Here is a 20,842-nt window from a genome sequence, read left to right on the forward strand (position 1 = left end):
AATCATCATGAGCAATTCCCTGAAACTCAGCGTTCCTGAGGGAGTCCCCTTCATCGACTACGAGCGCGAGTTCGATTTCCCGGTCACGGATGTGTTCCGGGCCCACAAGGATCCGGACCTCATAGTCCAGTGGCTCGGTCCGCGGGGCTACACAATGGACGTCGACCATTACGATTTCCGGACCGGCGGCAGTTACAGCTACCTGCATACCGGACCGGAGGGGGTGCCGTATGAGTTCAAGGGCGTCTTCCACACGGTCCGGGAAAATGAATTCGCCATCCAGACGTTCGAGTTCGGCGGGTACCCGGACGTCGTCAGCCTGGAGTTCATGACGTTCGAGGACCTGGGCAATGGCCGGTGCCGCCTCCGCGGGCATTCCGTCTATCCCACGCAGGAGGCCCGCGACGGCATGGCGCAGTCAGGCATGGAAGGCGGCATGTCCGAAGGCTACGAGCGGCTCGATGAGCTGCTCAGCGGGGCAAAGGTGTAGGACGCAAAAGTACGACGACGGGCGGTTACCTTTGGCTTGGAAGGTAACCGCCCGCCGTCGTACTTAAACGGCAACGCGGGGCCGCAACCCCGCCCATCCACGTGTGACGGGCGGGAGGCGACCCCGCGTTGGATGGTACTGCGTACTAGAGCGCTGCGTAGACTTCGCGCAGCAGCTTTGCGGTCTCGGACGGCGTCTTGCCGACCTTCACGCCAGCGGCCTCGAGTGCTTCCTTTTTGGCCTGGGCGGTTCCGGCGGAGCCGGAGACGATGGCGCCGGCGTGGCCCATGGTCTTGCCTTCAGGAGCGGTGAAGCCTGCCACGTAGCCGACAACCGGCTTGGTTACGTTGGCCTTGATGAAGTCGGCAGCGCGCTCTTCAGCATCGCCGCCGATTTCGCCGATCATCACGATCGCCTTGGTCTCGGGGTCAGCCTCGAACGCGGCCAGGGCGTCGATGTGGGTGGTGCCGATGATGGGATCGCCGCCGATGCCGATGGCGGTGGAGAAGCCCAGGTCGCGCAGCTCGTACATCATCTGGTAGGTCAGCGTGCCCGACTTGGAAACCAGGCCGATGGGGCCCTTGCCGGTGATGTTGGCCGGGGTGATGCCAACGAGGGCCTCACCCGGGGTGATGATGCCGGGGCAGTTCGGTCCGATGATGCGGGTGACCTGGTTGCCGTCGGCGTCCACCGTGGACTGGGCCAGTGCCCAGAACTCGGCAGAGTCCTGGACCGGCACGCCTTCGGTGATAACGACGACCAGGCCGATGCCGGCCTCGATGGCTTCGACGACAGCTGCCTTGGTGAATGCCGGCGGCACGAAGACGATGGAGACGTCAGCGCCGGTTTCGGCCATGGCTTCCTTGACGGTGCCGAAGACAGTGATTTCCTTGTCGCCGTGCAGGACCGTGGTGCCGGCCTTGCGGGCGTTGACGCCGCCAACAATGTTGGTGCCGGCCTTGAGCATCAGGGCGGTGTGCTTGGTGCCTTCGCCGCCGGTGATGCCCTGGACGATGACCTTGGAGTCCTTGTTCAGATAGATAGACATGGTGCGTCCCTTTACTTAGCTGCGTTGGCGAGCTCGGCGGCCTTGTCGGCGCCCTCGTCCATGGTTGCGGCCAGGGTAACCAGCGGGTGGTTGGCCTCGGCCAGGATGCGGCGGCCTTCCTCAACGTTGTTACCGTCGAGGCGGACTACCAGCGGCTTGTTCGCGGAGTGGCCCAGCTCGGCCAGCGCACCAACGATGCCCTTGGCGACGGCGTCACACGCAGTGATGCCGCCGAAGACGTTCACGAACACCGACTTGACCTGCTCGTCGCCCAGGATGACGTCGAGGCCGGCCGCCATGACCTCGGCGGAAGCTCCACCGCCGATGTCCAGGAAGTTGGCGGGCTTGACGTTGCCGTGGTTTTCACCGGCGTAGGCAACGACGTCGAGGGTGGACATGACCAGGCCGGCGCCGTTGCCGATGATGCCTACGGAGCCGTCCAGCTTGACGTAGTTCAGGTCCTGCGCCTTGGCCTTGGCCTCGAGCGGATCGGCAGCGTCCTTGTCTTCAAGGAGGGCGTGCTTGGCGTGGCGGAAGTCGGCGTTCTCGTCCAGCGAGACCTTGCCGTCCAGTGCCACGATGTCTCCCGCGCCGGTCTTGACCAGCGGGTTGACCTCAACCAGGGTGGCGTCTTCCTTCTTGAAGACATCCCAGAGCTTGAGGATCACGGCGGCGACCTTGCCGCGCAGTTCCTCGGCGAAGCCTGCGGCTGCAACGATTTCGTCAGCCTTGGCCTGGTCGATGCCGACGGCGGGATCGATGGCGATCTTCGCCAGCGCCTCGGGGCGTTCGACGGCGAGCTGTTCGATTTCCATGCCGCCTTCAACAGAGCACATGGCCAGGTAGTTGCGGTTGGCCCGGTCCAGCAGGACGGAGAAGTAGTACTCCTCGGCAATGTCCGCACCCTGGGCAATCATCACCTTTTTGACGGTGTGGCCCTTGATGTCCATGCCCAGGATGTTGGAGGCGTGCTCAAATGCCTCGTCGGCGGACTTTGCGACTTTGACGCCGCCGGCCTTGCCGCGGCCGCCAACCTTGACCTGTGCCTTGACAACGGTAACGCCGCCGATCTTCTCGGCAGCTGCCTTTGCTTCTTCTGGGGTGTACGCCACGATGCCGGCAAGCACGGGTACACCGTGCGCCTCGAACATATCGCGCGCCTGGTATTCAAACAGGTCCACGGTTTAGTGTCCTTCTACGTCGAAGTAGTTTCTGTACAGTCGGACACCATCGAAGACGATGACCGGGCTGCGGAATTGCACGCACCGGCGGCCTGTTGGAAACGAGCCACGCGGCGTGATGCTCCATTGGGAACTCTAGTCCTTTGGGAGGACCGGGCCGTCCCAGACTACCCCTTATGTGAGTAAGGACACTATTCTATGGAGCGTAGAAAAACCGCGGATTTACGCGGTTTTTGGGGGCTTCAGGGTGCCGGCGCTGTACTTTCCGGGGAGCCTGAAATTAGCTCGTAACGGTCCTCCGAAACGAAGAACCCGACGCCGGCCGAGACGTTTCCGCAGGCTACGCCGCCGTTGTAGGCGGAACAGCGCAGCCCGTTGCGTTCGAGGTTCTGCCCGTCACCCAGCACAGCCAGTTCCGCGATCGGTCCGGCCTTGTTTCCGCGGGGACCGTACGTTGCCTCCATTTGTGTGACGCCGGACCGGCACTCTCCATACGTTGCTTTGTCCGGTGTCAGCAGGGCTACTCCGCCCAGATAGCCGAGGTTCGTTCCCGCGCAATCATCCGCCACATCGTCCGGGACAGGTTTCGGATACTTGGCCAGCTCGCAGTGGGCCACCGGCACGATGGCCAGTTTGTTGTTTTCGCTGTCACTGAAGGTGTTTTGCTCATAGGGGAGGTTGATATGCGGCCCGCGGGCTGCCGTGAGCGAGCACGCCACTGTCCGGTCCTCGGTGACGAAGGACAGGATGTCATCACCGCCAGCGTATTCCTGCGGGTCAACAAGCGGCGCCTGTTCCAGCTGCTCCATCGGCGGCAGCGGAGGCGGCGCCACGTATCCAGGGTCCTCCACCGTCACGGTGCAGCCTGTTGAAGCCAGCAGGAAAAGGGCGGCGAGCATTCCCCGTACAGTCCGTCGCATACGTTCAGGCGTCGAGCTTAGTCAGCGGCGCGTACCGCAGCAGCAAACGCTTCTCGCCGACGTCGAACTTCACCTTGGCCACGGTCTTGTCCCCGGCGCCTTCCAACGCCAGGACGGTTCCGTTGCCGAAACTCGTGTGGTTGACCTTGTCCCCCACGCTGACCGCCACGATTTCCTTCTGCGGCTGCACACGGTTCTTCGCAATAGCTGCGGGAACGTCGGCGTTGAATCCGGCTGACGAATCTGCAGCCGCGCCGCGTGCCGTCCCGGCGCCCCAGAAGGATCCGCTGTAGCGGCTCGAACCGATTGATCCGCCGCCCCACCCGCCAGCCTGCCTGCTGGTTCCTTCGCGCTTCCATTCCAGGAGCTCGGCAGGGATCTCTTCCAGGAACTGGCTGGCAGGGTTGTACTGGCTCTGGCCCCACATGCTCCGGACCTCGGAACGCGTGACGTACAGCCGTTTCCGGGCACGCGTCAGGCCAACATAGGCGAGCCGTCGTTCTTCAGCCAGCTCCTTGGGGTCAGTGGCTGACCGCTGGTGCGGAAACAGCCCGTGCTCCATGCCGGTGAGGAACACCACCGGGAACTCGAGTCCCTTGGCGGTGTGCAGCGTCATCAGTGTCACGACGCCCAGCCGCTTAGCTTCCGCCACTGCCGCGTCGATATCCGCGCCCGGGGCGTCCGGGATCTGGTCCGCGTCCGCCACCAGCGAGACCTGCTCCAGGAACGCACCCAGCGACCCTTCCGGGTTCTCCTGTTCGTACTCACGCACCACGGCCACGAGCTCTGCGAGGTTCTCCACCCTGGACTCGTCCTGCGGGTCAGTGCTGGAACGCAGTGCGGCCAGGTAGCCGGTCTGCTCCAGGACGGCCTCAAGGGCTGCTGCGGCGCCTGAACCTGCAGCCACTTCGGCCAGGTCGTCCAGCAGCTTCACAAAGCCGAGGACGGCATTGACGGAGCGGGTTGCCATCGCCGGAGCCTGCTCGGCGCGGCGGGCAGCGGCCATAAACGAAATGCGTTCACGCTGGGCCAATGCCGCCACCGCACCTTCGGCACGGTCGCCGATCCCCCGCTTCGGCTCGTTGAGCACCCGGCGCAAGTTGACGTCGTCGTCCGGATTTACCAGGACGCGCAGGTAGGCGAGGGCGTCCTTGATTTCCTTGCGCTCGTAGAAGCGTGTGCCGCCCACCACCTTGTACGGCAGGCCCACCCTGACCAGCACATCCTCGATGGAGCGGGACTGGGCGTTGGTGCGGTAAAAGATTGCGACGTCCCCGGGACGGAGGTTGTCCTCATCCTGGAGCCGGTCAATTTCCTTGGCAATGAACTGGGCTTCGTCGTGCTCGTTCTCGCCCACGTAGCCGATGATCTTGTGGCCGTCGCCCTCAGCGGTCCACAGCCGTTTCTCGGGGCGGTTGGGATTCCGGGAAATAACCGAGTTGGCCGCGCTGAGGATGTTCTGCGTGGAGCGGTAGTTCTGCTCCAGCTTGATGGTCCGTGCCTCGGGGTAGTCCTTTTCGAACTCCACGATGTTGCGGATGTCCGCGCCCCGGAAGGCATAGATGGATTGGTCCGAATCGCCCACGACGGTCAGCTCTGATGCGCCGGGACCTTCGCCCACGATTTCGCGGACCAAAGCGTACTGGGCGTGGTTGGTGTCCTGGTATTCGTCCACCAGGACATGCCTGAACCTCCGGCGGTAGGAGTCAGCGAGGGCCGGGAAGGCCCGGAACATAAACACGGTTTCGGCGATCAGGTCATCGAAGTCCATGGCGTTGGCCTGGCGCAGCCGCTGCGTGTAGCCCTTGTAGACCTCTGCAACAGCCTGCTCGAAAGGATCGTTGTAGTTCGCGGCGGAGGCGTAGGAGTCAGCATCGATGAGCTCGTTCTTCAAAGCGGAGATCTTGTGCTGGATGGCCTTGGGCGCAAACTTTTTTGGATCCAGGTCCAGGGCCTTGGACACCTGGGTTACCAGCCGGAGGGAGTCGGCGGAGTCGTAGATGGAGAAATTCGATTTCAGCCCGACGTTCGCGGCTTCCTGGCGCAGGATCCGGACGCAGGATGAGTGGAAAGTGGAAATCCACATGATCTTGGCGCGGCCGCCCACCAGCGCCTCGATGCGTTCCCGCATTTCCGCGGCTGCCTTGTTGGTGAAGGTGATCGCCAGGATCTCGCCATGGTGGGCGCGCCCCGTGGCGATCAGGTAGGCAATCCTGTTACTGAGCACGCGGGTTTTGCCCGAACCGGCGCCGGCAACGATAAGCAACGCGGAGCCTGCGTGCTTTACCGCTTCCTCCTGCTGCGGGTTCAGCCCTTCCAGGAGCTGGGCCGCATCCGGCCGGTGGTGGCCGTGGCGGTGCCCCTCCGTTTGCTGGCCCTCGGCGTGCAGCCCATCGCGCTGCTGCCCCCCGGACAGCCCCATTCCTTGCCGGTTTTCCCACGGCGCAGCACCGCCTGGACCGGCCGCCGTAGCGCCTTCAGGGCGTGACTTGGTGCGGGCAGCCGCCGGGGAAGCAGCCTTGAACGGTCCGTCAGAGTACGGGTCAAACAACATATCCATGGTGCCTACAAGTCTAGGCGGTGGGACCGACACGGACTTCCAGGCTGTGAATTACCGGCTCCAGACCCGTGCGCTTTTAGCGGTCCTGCAGGCTTTATCCACATAGCGCTGAAGGGTGCGTGCAAGGAGGGCATGCAGTTGGAAGGCTTAGGTGATGGATGCAATAACGACGGCGGTGCCAGCGCAAAGTGCGGGGAGCCTCGATGGCACTCGCATTGGCGACGTCGTGAAAGTCCTGGCGTCCGTCCGTCCTGCTTCTACCGGTCCGGGGATGATTGATCAGTTGCGGGAGCTTGAGGATCTGAAGTCACTGGCCGCTGCTAAACAGGCCCGGATTACCGTGGCTTTTGATCTCTCCCAGCGGCGGGAGCAGGCCGCGGCCGGCGTCCCGGCCAAAGAACAAGGCGCCGGCGTTGCCGCGCAGGTCGCGCTGGCACGCCGGGAGTCCCCGGCCCGCGGCAGCCGGCTCCTGGGACTGGCCAAAGCCCTCGCCACCGAGATGCCCCACGCCCTGGCCGCCCTGGAAACCGGGCAGCTGAACGAATGGCGCGCCACCCGCATCGTGAAGGAAACAGCGTGCCTGTCCGCCGAAGACCGGTGCGCCGTGGACGAGGAACTCGCCGCCAACACCGGAACGCTTTCAGGATGCGGGGACCGGGCTATCATTGCCGCCGTGCGTGCGGCTGCCTACCGGCGGGATCCGAGGTCAGTGGCGAAACGGGCCAGCCATGCGGTGAATGAGCGTACGGTCAGCCTCCGCCCGGCGCCAGACACCATGGCCCGCCTGACCGCCCTGCTGCCCGTCGCCCAGGGGGTCGCCGCCTACGCCGCCCTGACCCGGCATGCGGACACGTTGCGGTCCTCCGGGGACGAACGGTCCAAGGGCCAGATCATGGCCGACCAGCTCGTTGAGAACGTTACCGGCACCCCTGGCGGGGTCGCCGGCCTCGAGGTGCAGCTGGTCATGACCGACCGCACCCTCTTCCAGGGCGACAGCGAACCCGCCCGCCTCGCAGGCTACGGCATCGTCCCCGCCGAATGGGCCAGGAAAGCAGTCCGCACCGAATCGGAAGCTAACGCCGGGGAACTGAACATCTGGCTCCGCCGGCTTTACACAGCCCCCGGCACCGGAGAACTCCTCGCCATGGACTCCAAGGCCCGGCTCTTCCCGCCCGGCCTCCGCCGATTCCTCCAGATCCGCGACGACACCTGCCGCACCCCCTACTGCGACGCACCCATCCGCCACCACGACCACATCATCCCCCGGCACCAGGACGGCCCAACCACCAGCAACAACGGCCAAGGCCTCTGCGAAGCCTGCAACCACACCAAAGAAACACCCGGGTTCTCAGCCAGACCAGTTCCCGGACCCAGACACACAGTCGAACTCCAAACCCCCACCAGCCACACCTACCACTCCACTGCCCCACCCCCACCCGGCACCGCACCCGATGTTGCCGGAGCGGGCCCGAACTGCACTGACCCGGAAACCCTGCCGAAGGGCTTGCCGAAGTCCGGCCAGCAAAGGAAACACGGCGTCGTCGTACTGGGCCGTGTTGTACCGCACCGGCCCCTGGCCGCAGCAGCTGCAGCTGCAGCTGCACCGCCCTAGTCCTACCGGCGCAGACTCAGCAGCGGCCTGGGCATGGGCTAAGCCACGGAGCCGGACTCGAGGGCTGCGCGCAACTCGCGGACCGCCGTCGTCCCTCCCGCCATGAACCATTCCAGGCCGTTAACGCGCACCGTGTCCACTGCGCCTCCGGCGGCCCGGACAATCGCTTTACCGGGCAGCCAGTCCCATTCCGGACAGCTGTGCTGGAACCAGCACCCCAGCTGGCCGTCCGCCACCCGGCCAAGGTCGCAAGAGCCGGAGCCCAGCATCCTCAGCGCAGCGGCGGAGGTCGCGGCTGCATGCCATGGCATGGCGCAGAGCGGATCCATCAGCCAGCTGGGGTGGATGTAGGTTGCCGCCCCCAGCTGGGCCGCGGGTGTTGCATTGCGCTCTCCCCTGTTGTCGTGGAATACCGTCAACCGTTCACCGTTCAGGCTGGCCGGATGTTCCCTGCCACCAAGCCAAAGCTTGTCCTCCTCCGGCTGGAAGATGGCACCGAGCAGCACATCGGAGCGGTCCTTCAATGCGATCGCCGAGCACCAGTAGGTTGAGCCATGCAGGAAGTTGTAGGTGCCGTCCACGGGATCGATAACCCAGGTCCGGCCGCTGCTGCCCTGTACTGAGGCGCCCTCCTCCCCCAGGATGCCGTCCTCGGGACGGCAGCGCTGCAGTTGTTCCAGCACATAGGCTTCTGCGGCATGGTCAGCGGCGGTTACTACATCTGAAATGGAGGTCTTCTGCTGCGACTGCAGGCCCGCCATCCGCATGAGCAGTGCCAGCTGCCCGGCCTCCCGCACCAGGGCTGCTGCCAGCTGGTAGTCGTCCAAAGAAGGGTCAAGTTCAACAGCGCTGTGCCGGCCAGTGGTCATGGCTTCAGTTTATGGGGCGCGATAATTAAGCCATGGCCAAAACACCTGCCCAGCGGATCAAGAAGCACGGCTCCAAGGCGGTAGTACCGCAGCACCAGCTTCCGGCCGTGGTGAATCCCACCACGGCGCGCACGCCGGAAAAAGCCCAGAGCAACAGCAGCCTCATCCTGATCGCCGGTGTGGTGGCCAGCCTGTTCCTTTTCTGGTACCTGCACCTGCTGACCCTGGACCAGCTCGGTGACCTCTCCGCGGACCTGGCCATGCCGGACTCGCTCATCGGCGGTTTCGACGCGGCTTACGTCAGCCAGCTCCAGGCGGCCATGAACGATGACGCCCGCGGCCAGCTCAATTACGTGCACAAAACGGCGGGAACCCTGTTCCCGTTGATCTTCGGATTCACCTGGCTGCTGCTGATCGGGACGAACGTGGCCCGTAAAGCCTTGCGCTGGGCTCTCTGGTCCTTGCCGCTGCTGTTCGTTGTGGTCCGGCTCTGGGGCAACGCCGCCATCGACGGAGTGCTGGCTTCCGGCACTGCCGATGCCGGCCAGGTGGCCCTTGCCTCTGGGCTCACGGTGGCCGGCTGGGTACTCTTGGTCCTCAGCCTGCTGGCGGGTGCCGCCGCCGTCTTCCTCGGGGCCCGCCAGCCCAAAGCCGCTAGCTGAGGGCCGCCCTGGCCCGCATCTCCTTGCGGTGGCGGTGGACCTGGCGTGCAATAACCAGTCCTGCGGTGGCCATCCCCAGGGTGACCGGATACCCCATGAGCCGCTCCAGCGTGCCGGGCTCCGGGATGTCCATTCCCGTCAGGCCCCCTGTCCCCAGAGCGGTGAGGGACACGGCACCGCACACCAGGATGAACCAGGCGAAGTTTGTTTTCCGCAACCAGAGGATGCCCAGGACCAGCAAGGCGGCGGCCCCGGCGAGGAAGTACATCACAGCGCCAACAATGTGCCAGCTGGAACCCACGTCCTCGGGCACCAGTCCCACGATTACCGTGCCGGCGCCGGCGGTCCCGGTCAGGATCCGGACCCAGACAGCCGCCAGCCACGGCCGCCGCCGCGGCTGCACCCGCAGATCCGCCCGGGCCGCCACGCAGAGCAGCCCGGAGCTCAGCAAAAGGGCACCCAGCAGCATGCCGAGGCCCTGCACCACGAATGAGGCGTTCATGAGCCAGTTCAGAGGGGAACAGACCTCGCGGCCGTCAAAGATGCCGCAGTTCAGGGCGCCGAGGTCGCTGATGTAGCCGGTCCGCAGGTCATAGGGCCGGGGGCCCGCCCAGGCTCCTATCACCGCTGCCTCCGCCGCAAAGTACTGCAGCACGCTCAGCACCGACCAGGCGCCAATGTACTGGCGGGTGGACGCGGTGTCCGGAATTAGTGTGGCAGGCCTGGCGGCGGACGGCGCGGAACTCATGCCTTGAGCGTAGTACTGCCCAGCACCTTGTATGCTTGTATCCGTGTCCGGCCGGACTGGCCTGCCGATCCAACGGATGCAAGCCCTCGTAGCTCAGTGGATAGAGCACGGCTCTCCTAAAGCCGGTGTCGTTGGTTCGATTCCAATCGAGGGCACTTGAACTTTCCTCCCCCGCAGTTCGCACTCCGCGCCTATCTTCTTGGCCCCACGCAGCCCGGCCCCACCGCGGACGCGGTCAGCGCCGGGCAGTGGACGGTCCAGCGGGACCTGCTGGACCGGGCGGAGGGCACCCGCGGAACCTTCTCCGGCGTCGTACATTTTGTCCCTGCGGACGACGGCGGACTGGCCTTCCGTGAGGAAGGCACCATGCGCTGGCCCTCCTTCACGGGCCCGGCCTCCCGCGAGTACCTGCTGCGGACCACCGGGAGCCCGGACACGCTGGATGTGTTCTTTCCGGACGGCCGCCCCTTCCACCGGATGAGCTTCGCTCCGGAGTCCAACCTTGACAACCACTGGTGCGATCCCGATACCTACCGGGTTACCTACGTTTACGAGGGCGGGGACAGGTTCAGCTACACCTGGGATGTCCAGGGCCCGCGCAAGGACCTGCTGCTGACCTCCCACCTGGTTCGCAGGCACGGCGCGGCAGCATGAAGAACCGCATTGTGGTTTCGGCCGTCTGCGTCTTCGATAGGGCAGGCCGCCTCTTGACCGTTAGGAAACGCGGCACCGGCATGTTCATGCATCCCGGCGGCAAGCCGGAGGCCGGGGAGACAGCCGTCCAGGCGGCGGCGCGGGAACTCGAGGAAGAAGTGGGCATCGTCCTCGACCCGAAGGATTTGGAGCTGATGGGCGTGTGGATCGCCGATGCGGCGAATGAGGCGGCCACGGACATCGAAGCAACAGTTTTCCTGGCCCCCGGAGTGTGGGAGGCGCACCTCTCGGCGGAAATCGCCGAGATCAGGTGGCTGGAACTGGGCGCCGAGCCCACCCAGGACCTTGCCCCGCTGTTGACGGACCACATCCTCCCGGAACTCGGCAGCTCCGGCCGCACGGCCAGTCAGGCCTAGAGCTCGGGAACTGCTTCTTGGGCCACAGCGGTGGCCTCGTTGAACTGGGTGCGGTAGAGCTCGGCGTACCGTCCCTCGGCAGCCAGGAGTTCGGTGTGGGTCCCGCGTTCAACAATCCGGCCGTCCTCCACCACCAGGATGGCGTCCGCTGCCCGGACGGTGGACAGGCGGTGCGCAATCACGACGGCGGTGCGCCCCTCGAGTGCGGCCCCCAGGGCAGCCTGCACGGCGGCTTCGTTGGTGGAGTCGAGCGCCGCCGTTGCCTCATCGAGGATGACCACGCGGGGCTGGGCGATCAGCAGCCGGGCGATGGTGAGCCGCTGGCGTTCACCGCCGGAAAGCCGGTAGCCGCGCTCCCCCACCACAGTGTCCAGACCGTCTGGGAGGGACCGGATCATAGCTTCCAGCCGGGCCTGCCGGATGGCCTCCCACATGTCCTCTTCGGTTGCGTCCGGCCGGGCCAGGCGCAGGTTGGAGGCAATGCTCTCGTGGAACAGGTGGCCGTCCTGGGTCACCATGCCCAGCGTTTCCCGCATCGAGTCGAAGGTCAGGTCGCGGACGTCCACCCCTGTTCCGGGCCGCACGCCACCAAAGCGGACGGCGCCGGAATCCACGTCATACAGCCGGGCCAGCAGCTGGGCGATGGTTGATTTGCCGGCACCCGAGGAGCCCACCAGCGCCACCGTCTGCCCGGGCTCAACCCGGAAGCTGACCCCGTGCAGGACTTCCTCGCCGCCGCGGGTATCCAGGGTGGAGACGTCTTCGAGGGAGGCCAGGGATACCTTGTCCGCTGACGGATAGGAGAACCGGACGTCGTCGAACTCTACGGAGAGCGGGCCGCGGGGCGATTCCACAGCGTCCGGCTTCTGGCTGATGAGCGGCTTGAGGTCAAGGATTTCGAAGACGCGCTCGAAGCTGACCAAGGCACTCATGATCTCCACACGCGCGTTGGAGAGTGCCGTGAGCGGAGCGTAGAGCCGGGTGAGCAGCAAAGCCAGCACCACGACGTCACCGGCGGCCAACTGTCCACCCAGCGCCAGCCAGCCGCCCAGGCCGTACACCAAGGCCAAGGCCAGCGCGGAGACCAGGGTCAGGGCTGTGACGAAGGTGAACTGGAGCATCGCCGTGCGGACACCAATGTCCCGCACCCGTCCGGCCCGGAGCGCGAACTCACGGGACTCCTCGTCCGGGCGCCCGAAGAGCTTCACCAGGGTGGCGCCGGGGGCGGAAAAGCGCTCAGTCATCTGCGTGCCCATGGTGGCGTTGTGCTCGGCGGCCTCGCGGCGCAGCTCGGCAAGCCTCGAACCCATCCGGCGGGCGGGGAGGAGGAAGATCGGCAGCAGGATCATGGCCAGCACTGTCACCAGCCAGGATTTGTTCAGCATCACCACCAGCGTCAGGGCCAGCGCCACCACATTGCTGACCACGCCGGAGAGCGTGCCGGCGAAGGCCGCCTGCGCACCGATCACATCGTTGTTAAGCCGGCTTACCAGCGCACCTGTGCGGGTCCGGGTGAAGAAGGCGATTGGCATCTTCTGTACGTGGTCGAACACCTTGGTGCGCAGGTCCAGGATCACGCCCTCGCCGATCGAAGAGGACAGCCAGCGGGTTACAAGCCCAAGCCCTGCCTCTGCCACGGCCACGATCGCAATCAGTATTGCCAGCCAAATCACGGTGCCGGCGTCTGCCTTGGCGATAATCGCGTCCACCACCTGCCCGGCGAGCACCGGCGTTGCCACCGCCAGGACGGCCATCACGATGGACAGCAGAACGAAGGCGATCAGCCGGCTGCGGTGCGGCCGCGCGAAGCCAAACACCCGTTTGAGGAGCTCCTTGGAGAATGGCTTGGAGCCGTTGGAGGCGCGGGTGATGTTGTAGAGGGAGCTCCAGGCAACCCTGTCCATACTCATTTTTTGGTGCCTTTCGGGGCGCTGGCGGCCAACACTTCTGTGACCACACCGTCAACCACATTCCAACGTACATCCAGCCGTACGTTTTCCAGCAGCCTGCGGTCGTGGGTGACCAGCAGCAGCGCGCCCTCGTAGCTTTCCAGGGCTTCTTCGAGTTGCTCTATGGCGGGAAGGTCCAGGTGGTTGGTGGGCTCGTCCAGGACAAGGAGGTTCACTCCCTTGGCCTGGAGCAGCGCGAGCGCAGCCCTTGTCCGCTCGCCCGGCGAAAGGGATTCAACGGTCCGTGACGTATGGTCGGCTTTCAGCCCGAACTTCGCCAGGAGTGTGCGGACCTCGGCCGGATTAAGGTCCACGAGGACTGCCTCCACGGCCTCGCCCAGGGTCAGCTCGCCGGCAAGCAGTCCGCGGGCCTGGTCGATCTCCCCGACGGCCACGGAAGCGCCCATCGCGGCACTGCCCGAGTCAGGCTCGACGCCGCCCAGCAGCAGGCGCAGCAGCGTGGACTTACCGGCGCCGTTGGGTCCTGTAATGCCGATCCGCTCGCCGGCATTCAGCTGGAGGTTAACTGGACCCAGGGTGAAGCCGCCCTGCCGGACCACGGCATCGCGGAGGGTTGCCACCACTGAGCTGGAGCGTGGGGCCTTACCGATGGAGAACTGCAGCTGCCATTCCTTCCGCGGCTCCTCCACCGCGTCCAGCCGCGAGATCCGCGATTCCATCTGCCGCACTTTCTGGGCCTGTTTCTCGGAGGATTCCGTGCTGGCTGCGCGTCGGATCTTGTCATTGTCCGGGCTCTTCTTCATGGCGTTCCGGACTCCCTGGGAGCTCCATTCACGCTGGGTCCGCGCCCGGGACACCAGGTCGGCCTTGGTGGCCGCAAATTCCTCGTACTTCTCCCGGGCGTGCCGCCTGGCAACTGCCCGTTCCTCCAGGAAGGCGTCGTAGCCGCCGTCGTACACGCCCACGGCGTTCTGCGCCAGGTCCAGTTCCACCACCGTGGTGACGCACCGCGCAAGGAACTCGCGGTCGTGGCTTACCAGCACAACGCCGCCGCGAAGGCCTGTGACGAAGTCCTCCAGTTTGGCGAGGCCTTCGAGGTCAAGATCATTGGTGGGCTCATCGAGCAGCACCACGTCGAACCGGCTCAGCAGCAGCGCCGCCAGCGCCACCCTCGCTGCCTGCCCACCGGAGAGGCCGGTCATTGCAGCCTCCGGACCGGTCTCCAGGCCAAGGTCCGCCAGGACAGCAGGAATCCGGTCATCAAGGTCGGCAGCGCCGGAGGCCATCCACCTGTCGAAGGCGAGCGCGTAGGCGTCGTCCGCTCCTGGCGCGCCGCTGCCAAGGGCTTCAGCCGTTGATTCCATCTCGGCGGTGGCCTGGGCGCAGCCGGTGCGCCGGGCGATGTACCCCGCCACTGTTTCACCAGGCACGCGTTCGTGTTCCTGGGGAAGCCAGCCCACGAACGCATCGGCGGGGGCGAGGCTGACCGAGCCTTCCTGCGGCTGGTCCACGCCGGCGAGGAGCCGCAGCAACGTGGACTTTCCCGCCCCATTGGCACCCACCACGCCCACCACGTCCCCGGGGGCCACTGTGAGGGAGAGCCCGGAGAAAAGCTGCCGGTGGTCGTGACCGCCGGAAACGTCCTTCGCTACGAGGGTTGCAGTCATCGTTCTATCCTTTCGCCACTGCGTCCGCAGCGGGTTTCCTGCCCGGACACTGGCTGGCAGGGCCCTGACTTTTACCCGGAGGAAGGAGCGCGGGCGGCAGGACATGAAAGAACCCGCTGGTCCGGACTTGGGGGGTGTACGGACCAACGGGCTCGACCAACAAGCATAGTCGAAACGGCAGCACGGGTAAAACCGCCCTGATGCGGCACGCTAAAATCGACACACCATCCGTTCTGCAGAGAGCCCTCCATGACCATCCCCGCCAAGGCGTTCCAGCGGTGGCTGCAAGGCATTGCGCCGGACGTGAGCACGGCTGACGTCTGCAGGATCTCAGGGATCAAGCGGACTACCCTGGCCCAGCAGCTGGTCCGTGGAAAAGTCTCGGTCAGCACCGTGGTCAGCATCAGCCGTGCCTACAACGTCAACCCGCTCGCGGCCCTGGCCACTTTCGAGGCATACCGGGACCTCGCCGGTCCCCAGGCTCCGCCAACGCGTTGCGAACTTGTCAGCCAGGTTTCCACGGCCGATCTCCTGCGGGCTGTCCTTGCGCGTCCGGTGATGGAGCCCGCCGGCACTTCGGGGTCAGCGTCACCACCCCTTACCGCCGCCCCGCACGCCACCTCGGTAAAGAACTGGGTTGACGCCATCGACGACGGCGAAGTGCGGCACCGCGTTTCCGCGGCCACGGGAGTGGCCCCGCAGAACTATTCGGCGCAGCTGACGGCCAACCGCCTGTCTCCGGAGCTGGCGCTTGCCACCGCGCTTGCTGCCGGCGTCGGACCGGCTGGTGGCCTGGTGGCCACCGGCCTGGTCACAGAAGAGGAAGCGGGCTGGCCGCCGGGTGCGCGGCAGGCCGCCCTGGACAGCCTGTCCGACGGCGACCTCACCGCCTTGGCGGGCGACCGGCTGCAGGCACTGGGCAAGGTGCTCAAGCGCCAGGAGCAGGACCAAGCGCAAACTGAAAAAATTTGGGAGAACCTGGGATGATCGACATTCTTCAATGGTCCACGCTGGCCATCTGCGCGCTCACCGCAGCAGCCCGGGTGCCCAGCGCCATCCGCGGAGAGAACAGGTCGCTGTTCTACATCTTCGCGCTGATGACCGCCGCCATCCTCTTGAGCATCGAAGCCCCCTACGTGGCCATCGACCAGGCCCTGGGCGGAATCAACCTTGCCAACCTGCTGCTCCGCTTCATCATCTTCGCAGCCATCTACTTCGTGGGGATCCGGGTCACCCGCGGTTTCGGCGCCGACAGCGCCCACCGGCTCATCACGGGGAAAGCCGGCATGGTTGTCCTGCTGATCATTTCCCTTGTGCTCGTGGCCCTGTTCTTCATGATGGACACGGTGGGGTCCTCGGCAGGACTTGCCGCCGTGTCAGCAAAGAACGAGCGGAACTTTGTCCTCGTGGAGTACTACGGAGCAGCCGGAAGGGCTTATCCCGCATACGTATCCCTAGTGCTGCTGCCCGCCATGGTCCGCGCTGTCCGGAGCCGTTTGCCGGTCCTCGTGCGGGTTGCCGCTGCACTCCTGGCAGTGGGCGGGGTGGCTATCGCCCTGACACTGCTCTTTCCCGTGGTGCCTCCTGAGTGGGGGGCGGCGGAGTTCGTCATCAACTACACCGCCGTGCTGTGCTACGTCCTTGGCCTGGCGCTGATCTGGGCGGCACGGGTGCAGAACAGAAAGACGTCGCCCGCCAAAAGGACATATACCGAAAAGTAACCCTACTGGCTTTCACAAATTCATTAGAATGTGAAACAATCATGAATGTGTGAAGGTGGAGCGAAGGTCGTTTTCGAACGGGGATAAATTCCAAAACGTTGGCCGCTCCGGGGGCCTTCACACCTATTGGGGGGATGAGTGGTGGCGGCCGTTGGGGACCGCCCCCACTCAGCCTGGTTAAAGCCGGTTTGGGCGCGTGCTTTCCTGACGCAGACACCCCGCAATGCCTGGCCAGAATTCACGGTCCCATGAGCTGTAGAAGCGGCTACCCCTAGTCGCGGCCGAACCGCAGGGTCACCAACTGGAAGGGCCGCAGGCCCAGTTCCGCTCCGTCAGCGCAGGCTTTCACGCCCGGCGCCTCGAGCGGACGCTCCAGCAAATCCACAGAAGTAACGCCCTGCACGGAAAAATTCGCGGTCACCTTTCCTGCCGACCGCTGGCCCAAGGACTCGTAGAGGCGGACGATCACGTCCCCGGAGCCGTCCTCGGCCAGCTTGACGGCTTCAATCACCAGGGCGGGGTTCGTTACCGAAAACAGCGGTTCCGCCGGCGAACCGCCGTGAACCAGCCGGGGAACCAGATTGGTTCGGTAGCCTTCCTCCACGGCGTCGGCAATGTCCGCCCCCGGGCGGATGGTGACGGTCAGCTCATGCACCCCGCGGTCGGCTTCCGGATCGGGGAACTTGGGAGCGCGCAACAGGGACAGCCGCACTGTCGTGGTGGTGCCGCCGTCGTCATCCCTGATGTTCCGCGCGACGTCGTGGCCGTACGTGGACGAGTTGGAAATCGCCACACCATAGCCCGGCTCCGCCACATGGATCCACCGGTGCGCACAAATCTCGAACTTCGCCGTTTCCCATGAGGTGTTGGTGTGGGTGGGCCGGAACACGTGGCCAAACTGCGTCTCCGCAGCGGACCTGTCCGCCCGGACGTCCAGGGCGAAGCCAAGCTTCAACAGCTTCTCGCGTTCCTGCCAGTCCACCGAGGTGGTGATTGAGAGGGACGGACTCCCTGCGCCAAGCCTGATCCGCTGGGTAGTGGTGGACGTCCCGGCAAGCCGCTCCACGAGTACGACGGCGTCTGCCCCTTCGCGGACCAGCCGGACGGAAGCGGCTTGGGTCAGCGGCGTGACGTTGCGCCGGTAGAACTCGTCGATGTCCCAGGCGTCCCACTCGTTGGGAGTATCGCGGTGAAGTTCAAGCAGGTTACCGCGCTGGCCGGGGGCGATTGCTTCGCGTCCGCTGGCGCGGTCCACCAGCGAGGCGAGAAGCCCGTCGGCGTCCAGGACAGCGCGGATGACTCCGTTGTCCAGGACGAAGCCCCCGTTATAGGCGTCGGCCTGGACCGCGCCATCCGCCGAGGCCGGCTCGCCTGCGGCCAGTGCAGGCACTCCGTCCCTGGCATGGGGCGCCGCGTTCAGCAGGAAGGTCCGCTCGCCGCTGCCCAGAAGTGCGGTGGCAGCCTCACCGATGATGGCCTCAAGGGCATTACTTACGGCCTGGTAGTTCCGCTCGGCGTCCTGATGGACCCAGGCGATGGAGCTCCCTGGAAGAATGTCGTGGAACTGCTGCAGAAGGACCAGCCGCCACAGGCGCTTGAGTTCCACAGCCGGATAGGCGAAGCTGCCGCCGGTGCGCACAGCAGCCGTTGCGCACCACAATTCGGCTTCCCGCAGCAGGTGCTCACTGCGGCGGTTCCCCTTTTTGGTCCTGGCCTGGCTGGTGTAGGTTCCACGGTGCAGCTCAAGGTACATCTCGCCCACCCACACGGGCAGGACCGGGTAGTCGGCCTCGGCCTGCGTGAAGAAGCTTTCCGCGGAGCCGATCCGGACCTTCGGGGATCCTTCCAGGTCCGCGGCGCGTGACGCAGCCGCCAGCATTTCCCGCGTTGGTCCGCCGCCGCCGTCGCCGTAGCCGAACGGCACCAGTGACACGCTGCCGTGGCCGTGGTCGCGGTAATTCCGCTCCGCGTGCGCAAGTTCACGCCCGCTCAACTCCGAATTGTAGGTGTCCACAGGCGGGAAGTGGGTGAAGAGCCGGGTCCCGTCGATGCCCTCCCAGTTGAAAGTGTGGTGCGGCATCCTGTTGATCTGGTTCCAGGAAATTTTCTGGGTCAGGAACCACCGGCTGCCTGCAGACTTGACGATCTGCGGCAGCGCCGCAGAATACCCAAACGAATCCGGCAGCCAGGCCTCCTGACAATCCACACCAAATTCCGCCAGGAAGAAACCCTTCCCTTCCACGAACTGCCGCGCCATTGCCTCGCCGCCGGGCATGTTGGTGTCCGATTCAACCCACATCCCGCCCACGGGAACGAACTGGCCGGCACGGATTTTCTCGCGGATGCGGCCGAAGAGTTCGGGGTAGAACTCCTTGATCCAGGCAAACTGCTGGGCTGAGGAGCAGGAAAAGACAAAATCCGGGTTTTCATCCATCAGTGCCACGACGTTGGAGAACGTCCTTGCGCATTTCCTGACAGTCTCCCGGACCGGCCAGAGCCAGGCCGAATCTATGTGGGCATGGCCGGTAGCCACCAGCTGGTGCGCAGAAGCATAGGCCGGGCGGGCAAGTACTTCTGCGAGCGCTTCGCGTCCTGCGGCGGCGGTTCCGGCAACATCGTCCGGATCCATGATGTCCATCATGCGCTCGAGGGCCCGGAGGATCTCGTGCCGCCGGGGCAGCTCGAGGGGCAGCATTGCCATGAGTCCCGAAAGGGTGGAAATGTCCTGCTGCAGTTCCCAAACGTTCTGGTTCAGTTCTGCAATGGCAATGCTTCCCAGCCTGTACTGCGGTGCTGTCCCGGCCGTTGACTTGTCGCCGTAGGGCGTGGCAGCAAAGGTCCAGCCCTGGGCGACGTCTGGATTCGCTGCAGCCTCGACGTAGAAGTCCACCGCCATGCCGCCGCCCAGGAGCTTCAGCGGAATGTACTGGTTCCGGGGCGAGACCGCCTTGATAATGGTGCCGTCCGGGCGCCACGCGATGCCCTCGCACTGAAAGCCGGGTATTTCGACCGTAAACCCGAGATCCACGAGCACTTCAACAGTGGTGTCCGGTTCCGTGCCCCATGATTCGGGGACCTCCCCCTGGAGGCGGAGCCACTTGGTTCCCCAGGGTTTGCCCCACAACGCTCCGTGTTCCTGCGGCTGGAACTCCTGCCGCATGGCGTCCAGCGCCGGGACGGGTTCATCCGGGGCGTCCCAGCTGCTCAGCGTGAGGGGAAGTGTCCGGCTGTAGACCGCAGGGGCAATACGCTCCCGCACGAACCTATGCAGGCGCACTTCCGTGATCCGGCGGTCGTCATGCAATATGTGCCCTCTTTAGCGTTTGGGACTGGATCCTGGTGTCCATTCGATGGATAAATCTACCTGCTGGTACCCCTTTTACCAACCCTTTCGAAACCGTTTCCCGGACTGTTTGCGAAGTGCTCCGGGAGTGCTCCGGGCTGGCATGGCGGCTGGATTGTCAGGGCGGCTGGATAGGCCTACGCCGGCGCAGCAGCTACCGGCCGCCGTATCCTCCCGTCACCTGCATAGATGTTGAGGCTGGTTCCCCGGCTGAAGCCAGCAAGTGTCAGGCCGCTGGCCTCAGCCAGTTCAACCGCAAGGCTGGATGGCGCACTCACGGCAGCCAGTACTGGTATCCCGGCCAAAGCAGCCTTCTGGACCAATTCGAAGGATGCCCGGCCCGAGACCTGGAGGACCGTGCCGCTCAGTGGCAGCAAACCTTCACGTAAGGCCCACCCCACCACCTTGTCCACGGCGTTGTGCCGTCCCACGTCCTCCCGAAGGCACAGAAGGTTCGCGCCGCCGTCGTCCCCGATGCGGAAGAGGCCGGCCGCATGGACGCCGCCGGTGTCGTCGAAGAGGCGCTGGGACTGCCGAAGGATGTCCGGAAGCGAGGCGAGCACCTCCGCGGAAACGCTCAGGGGATCCGCGGCGGGAGTGAAGTGCGAGGACTTACTGACGGACTCGATGGAATCGGTGCCGCAGATGCCGCATGAGCTGGAGGTGTACACGTGCCGGCCCATGGACGGAGCCTCGACATCCGGCCGCAGCTGGGCCTCCACCACGTTGAAGGTCTGCACGCCGTTTTCGTCCTCGCCGGCGCAGAATCGCAGCGAGACCAGTTGCCCGGAATCCCAGATGACGCCTTCGGACACCAGGAACCCGGCCACCAGGTCGAAGTCATGGCCAGGGGTCCGCATCGTCACGGAGTAGGACATGCTGCCCAGCCGGATTTCCAGCGGTTCCTCCACCGCAAGGACATCCTCCCGGTACCGGACCGGGAACTCGAGGGCGTTCGGGGAGCCATCCAGCACGTACTTGTGCACCTTGCGGCGCTGGGTTACACGTCCCATCTTCCACCGTTCCTGTTCATGATTCCAT

The 20,842-nt window shown here is 65.1% G+C and carries 17 protein-coding genes and 1 tRNA gene; 8 read left to right on the plus strand and 10 right to left on the minus strand.

Annotated elements, in window-relative coordinates; genetic code table 11:
* Positions 1–7 precede the first annotated feature (7 nt).
* Positions 8–490, plus strand: coding sequence for an SRPBCC family protein (locus WHH00_RS14680; protein ID WP_406633900.1), 483 nt, complete (start codon positions 8–10; stop codon positions 488–490).
* A 145-nt stretch (positions 491–635) separates the two neighbouring features.
* Here the strand turns inward: WHH00_RS14680 and sucD are convergent, their stop codons facing one another.
* The 4 genes from sucD to pcrA all read right to left on the minus strand — a co-directional run bounded on the left by sucD (position 636) and on the right by pcrA (position 6,199).
* Positions 636–1,538, minus strand: coding sequence for a succinate--CoA ligase subunit alpha (gene sucD, locus WHH00_RS14685; RefSeq protein WP_231456441.1), 903 nt, complete (start codon positions 1,536–1,538; stop codon positions 636–638).
* An 11-nt stretch (positions 1,539–1,549) separates the two neighbouring features.
* Positions 1,550–2,719: an ADP-forming succinate--CoA ligase subunit beta gene (gene sucC, locus WHH00_RS14690; protein WP_406633902.1), complete on the minus strand. Its 1,170-nt coding sequence runs from the start codon at positions 2,717–2,719 to the stop codon at positions 1,550–1,552.
* Positions 2,720–2,961: 242 nt separating this feature from the next.
* Positions 2,962–3,618 (minus strand): hypothetical protein, encoded by a 657-nt coding sequence (locus WHH00_RS14695; protein WP_406638626.1) that lies wholly within the window; start codon positions 3,616–3,618, stop codon positions 2,962–2,964.
* 25 nt (positions 3,619–3,643) lie between these two features.
* Positions 3,644–6,199 (minus strand): DNA helicase PcrA, encoded by a 2,556-nt coding sequence (pcrA, locus tag WHH00_RS14700; protein WP_406633904.1) that lies wholly within the window; start codon positions 6,197–6,199, stop codon positions 3,644–3,646.
* Positions 6,200–6,470: 271 nt separating this feature from the next.
* Here pcrA and WHH00_RS14705 point away from each other — a divergent pair, with 271 nt between their 5' ends.
* Positions 6,471–7,811 carry a DUF222 domain-containing protein gene (locus WHH00_RS14705; RefSeq protein WP_406633906.1) on the plus strand — a complete coding sequence of 447 codons (1,341 nt, stop codon included), beginning with the start codon at positions 6,471–6,473 and terminating at the stop codon, positions 7,809–7,811.
* A gap of 38 nt (positions 7,812–7,849) precedes the next feature.
* On the opposite strand, the gene WHH00_RS14710 is transcribed toward WHH00_RS14705, so the two are convergent.
* Positions 7,850–8,680: an inositol monophosphatase family protein gene (locus tag WHH00_RS14710; RefSeq protein ID WP_350004829.1), complete on the minus strand. Its 831-nt coding sequence runs from the start codon at positions 8,678–8,680 to the stop codon at positions 7,850–7,852.
* A gap of 32 nt (positions 8,681–8,712) precedes the next feature.
* Here WHH00_RS14710 and WHH00_RS14715 point away from each other — a divergent pair, with 32 nt between their 5' ends.
* The gene (locus WHH00_RS14715) at positions 8,713–9,342 is read left to right on the plus strand and encodes a hypothetical protein (protein ID WP_406633908.1); all 630 of its coding nucleotides are present in this window, start codon (positions 8,713–8,715) and stop codon (positions 9,340–9,342) included.
* On the opposite strand, the gene WHH00_RS14720 is transcribed toward WHH00_RS14715, so the two are convergent.
* Positions 9,335–10,090: a DUF998 domain-containing protein gene (locus WHH00_RS14720; protein WP_406633910.1), complete on the minus strand. Its 756-nt coding sequence runs from the start codon at positions 10,088–10,090 to the stop codon at positions 9,335–9,337. The genes WHH00_RS14715 and WHH00_RS14720 overlap by 8 nt on opposite strands.
* Before the next feature lie 82 nt (positions 10,091–10,172).
* On the opposite strand from WHH00_RS14720, the gene WHH00_RS14725 reads away from it, so the two are divergent.
* From WHH00_RS14725 to WHH00_RS14735, 3 genes are all read left to right on the plus strand, one after another.
* Positions 10,173–10,245: transfer RNA gene (locus WHH00_RS14725), tRNA-Arg, on the plus strand.
* 1 nt (position 10,246) lies between these two features.
* Entirely contained in the window at positions 10,247–10,744 is a 498-nt protein-coding gene (locus WHH00_RS14730) for a DUF6314 family protein (RefSeq protein WP_406633912.1), read from the plus strand.
* A complete protein-coding gene (locus WHH00_RS14735) occupies positions 10,741–11,160 on the plus strand; it encodes an NUDIX domain-containing protein (RefSeq protein WP_406633914.1) in 420 nt (139 codons plus the stop codon). The genes WHH00_RS14730 and WHH00_RS14735 overlap by 4 nt, the downstream gene beginning before the upstream one ends.
* On the opposite strand, the gene WHH00_RS14740 is transcribed toward WHH00_RS14735, so the two are convergent.
* Positions 11,157–13,070, minus strand: coding sequence for an ABC transporter ATP-binding protein (locus WHH00_RS14740; RefSeq protein WP_406633916.1), 1,914 nt, complete (start codon positions 13,068–13,070; stop codon positions 11,157–11,159). The two genes, WHH00_RS14735 and WHH00_RS14740, sit on opposite strands and share 4 nt — an antisense overlap.
* Positions 13,067–14,737 carry an ABC-F family ATP-binding cassette domain-containing protein gene (locus tag WHH00_RS14745; RefSeq protein WP_406633918.1) on the minus strand — a complete coding sequence of 557 codons (1,671 nt, stop codon included), beginning with the start codon at positions 14,735–14,737 and terminating at the stop codon, positions 13,067–13,069. Before WHH00_RS14745 ends, WHH00_RS14740 begins: the two co-directional genes overlap by 4 nt.
* Positions 14,738–14,986: 249 nt before the next feature.
* Here WHH00_RS14745 and WHH00_RS14750 point away from each other — a divergent pair, with 249 nt between their 5' ends.
* Positions 14,987–15,724, plus strand: coding sequence for a hypothetical protein (locus tag WHH00_RS14750; RefSeq protein ID WP_406633920.1), 738 nt, complete (start codon positions 14,987–14,989; stop codon positions 15,722–15,724).
* Positions 15,721–16,458 (plus strand): hypothetical protein, encoded by a 738-nt coding sequence (locus tag WHH00_RS14755; RefSeq protein ID WP_406633922.1) that lies wholly within the window; start codon positions 15,721–15,723, stop codon positions 16,456–16,458. Before WHH00_RS14750 ends, WHH00_RS14755 begins: the two co-directional genes overlap by 4 nt.
* A gap of 271 nt (positions 16,459–16,729) precedes the next feature.
* On the opposite strand, the gene WHH00_RS14760 is transcribed toward WHH00_RS14755, so the two are convergent.
* On the minus strand, positions 16,730–19,762 hold the full coding sequence (locus WHH00_RS14760; protein ID WP_406633924.1) for an alpha-mannosidase: 3,033 nt from the start codon (positions 19,760–19,762) through the stop codon (positions 16,730–16,732).
* A 176-nt stretch (positions 19,763–19,938) separates the two neighbouring features.
* The gene (fdhD, locus tag WHH00_RS14765; RefSeq protein WP_406633926.1) at positions 19,939–20,814 is read right to left on the minus strand and encodes a formate dehydrogenase accessory sulfurtransferase FdhD; all 876 of its coding nucleotides are present in this window, start codon (positions 20,812–20,814) and stop codon (positions 19,939–19,941) included.
* Positions 20,815–20,842: the final 28 nt, after the last annotated feature.

It is taken from the genome of Pseudarthrobacter quantipunctorum, assembly GCF_045291495.1.
Lineage (GTDB): Bacteria > Actinomycetota > Actinomycetes > Actinomycetales > Micrococcaceae > Arthrobacter > Arthrobacter quantipunctorum.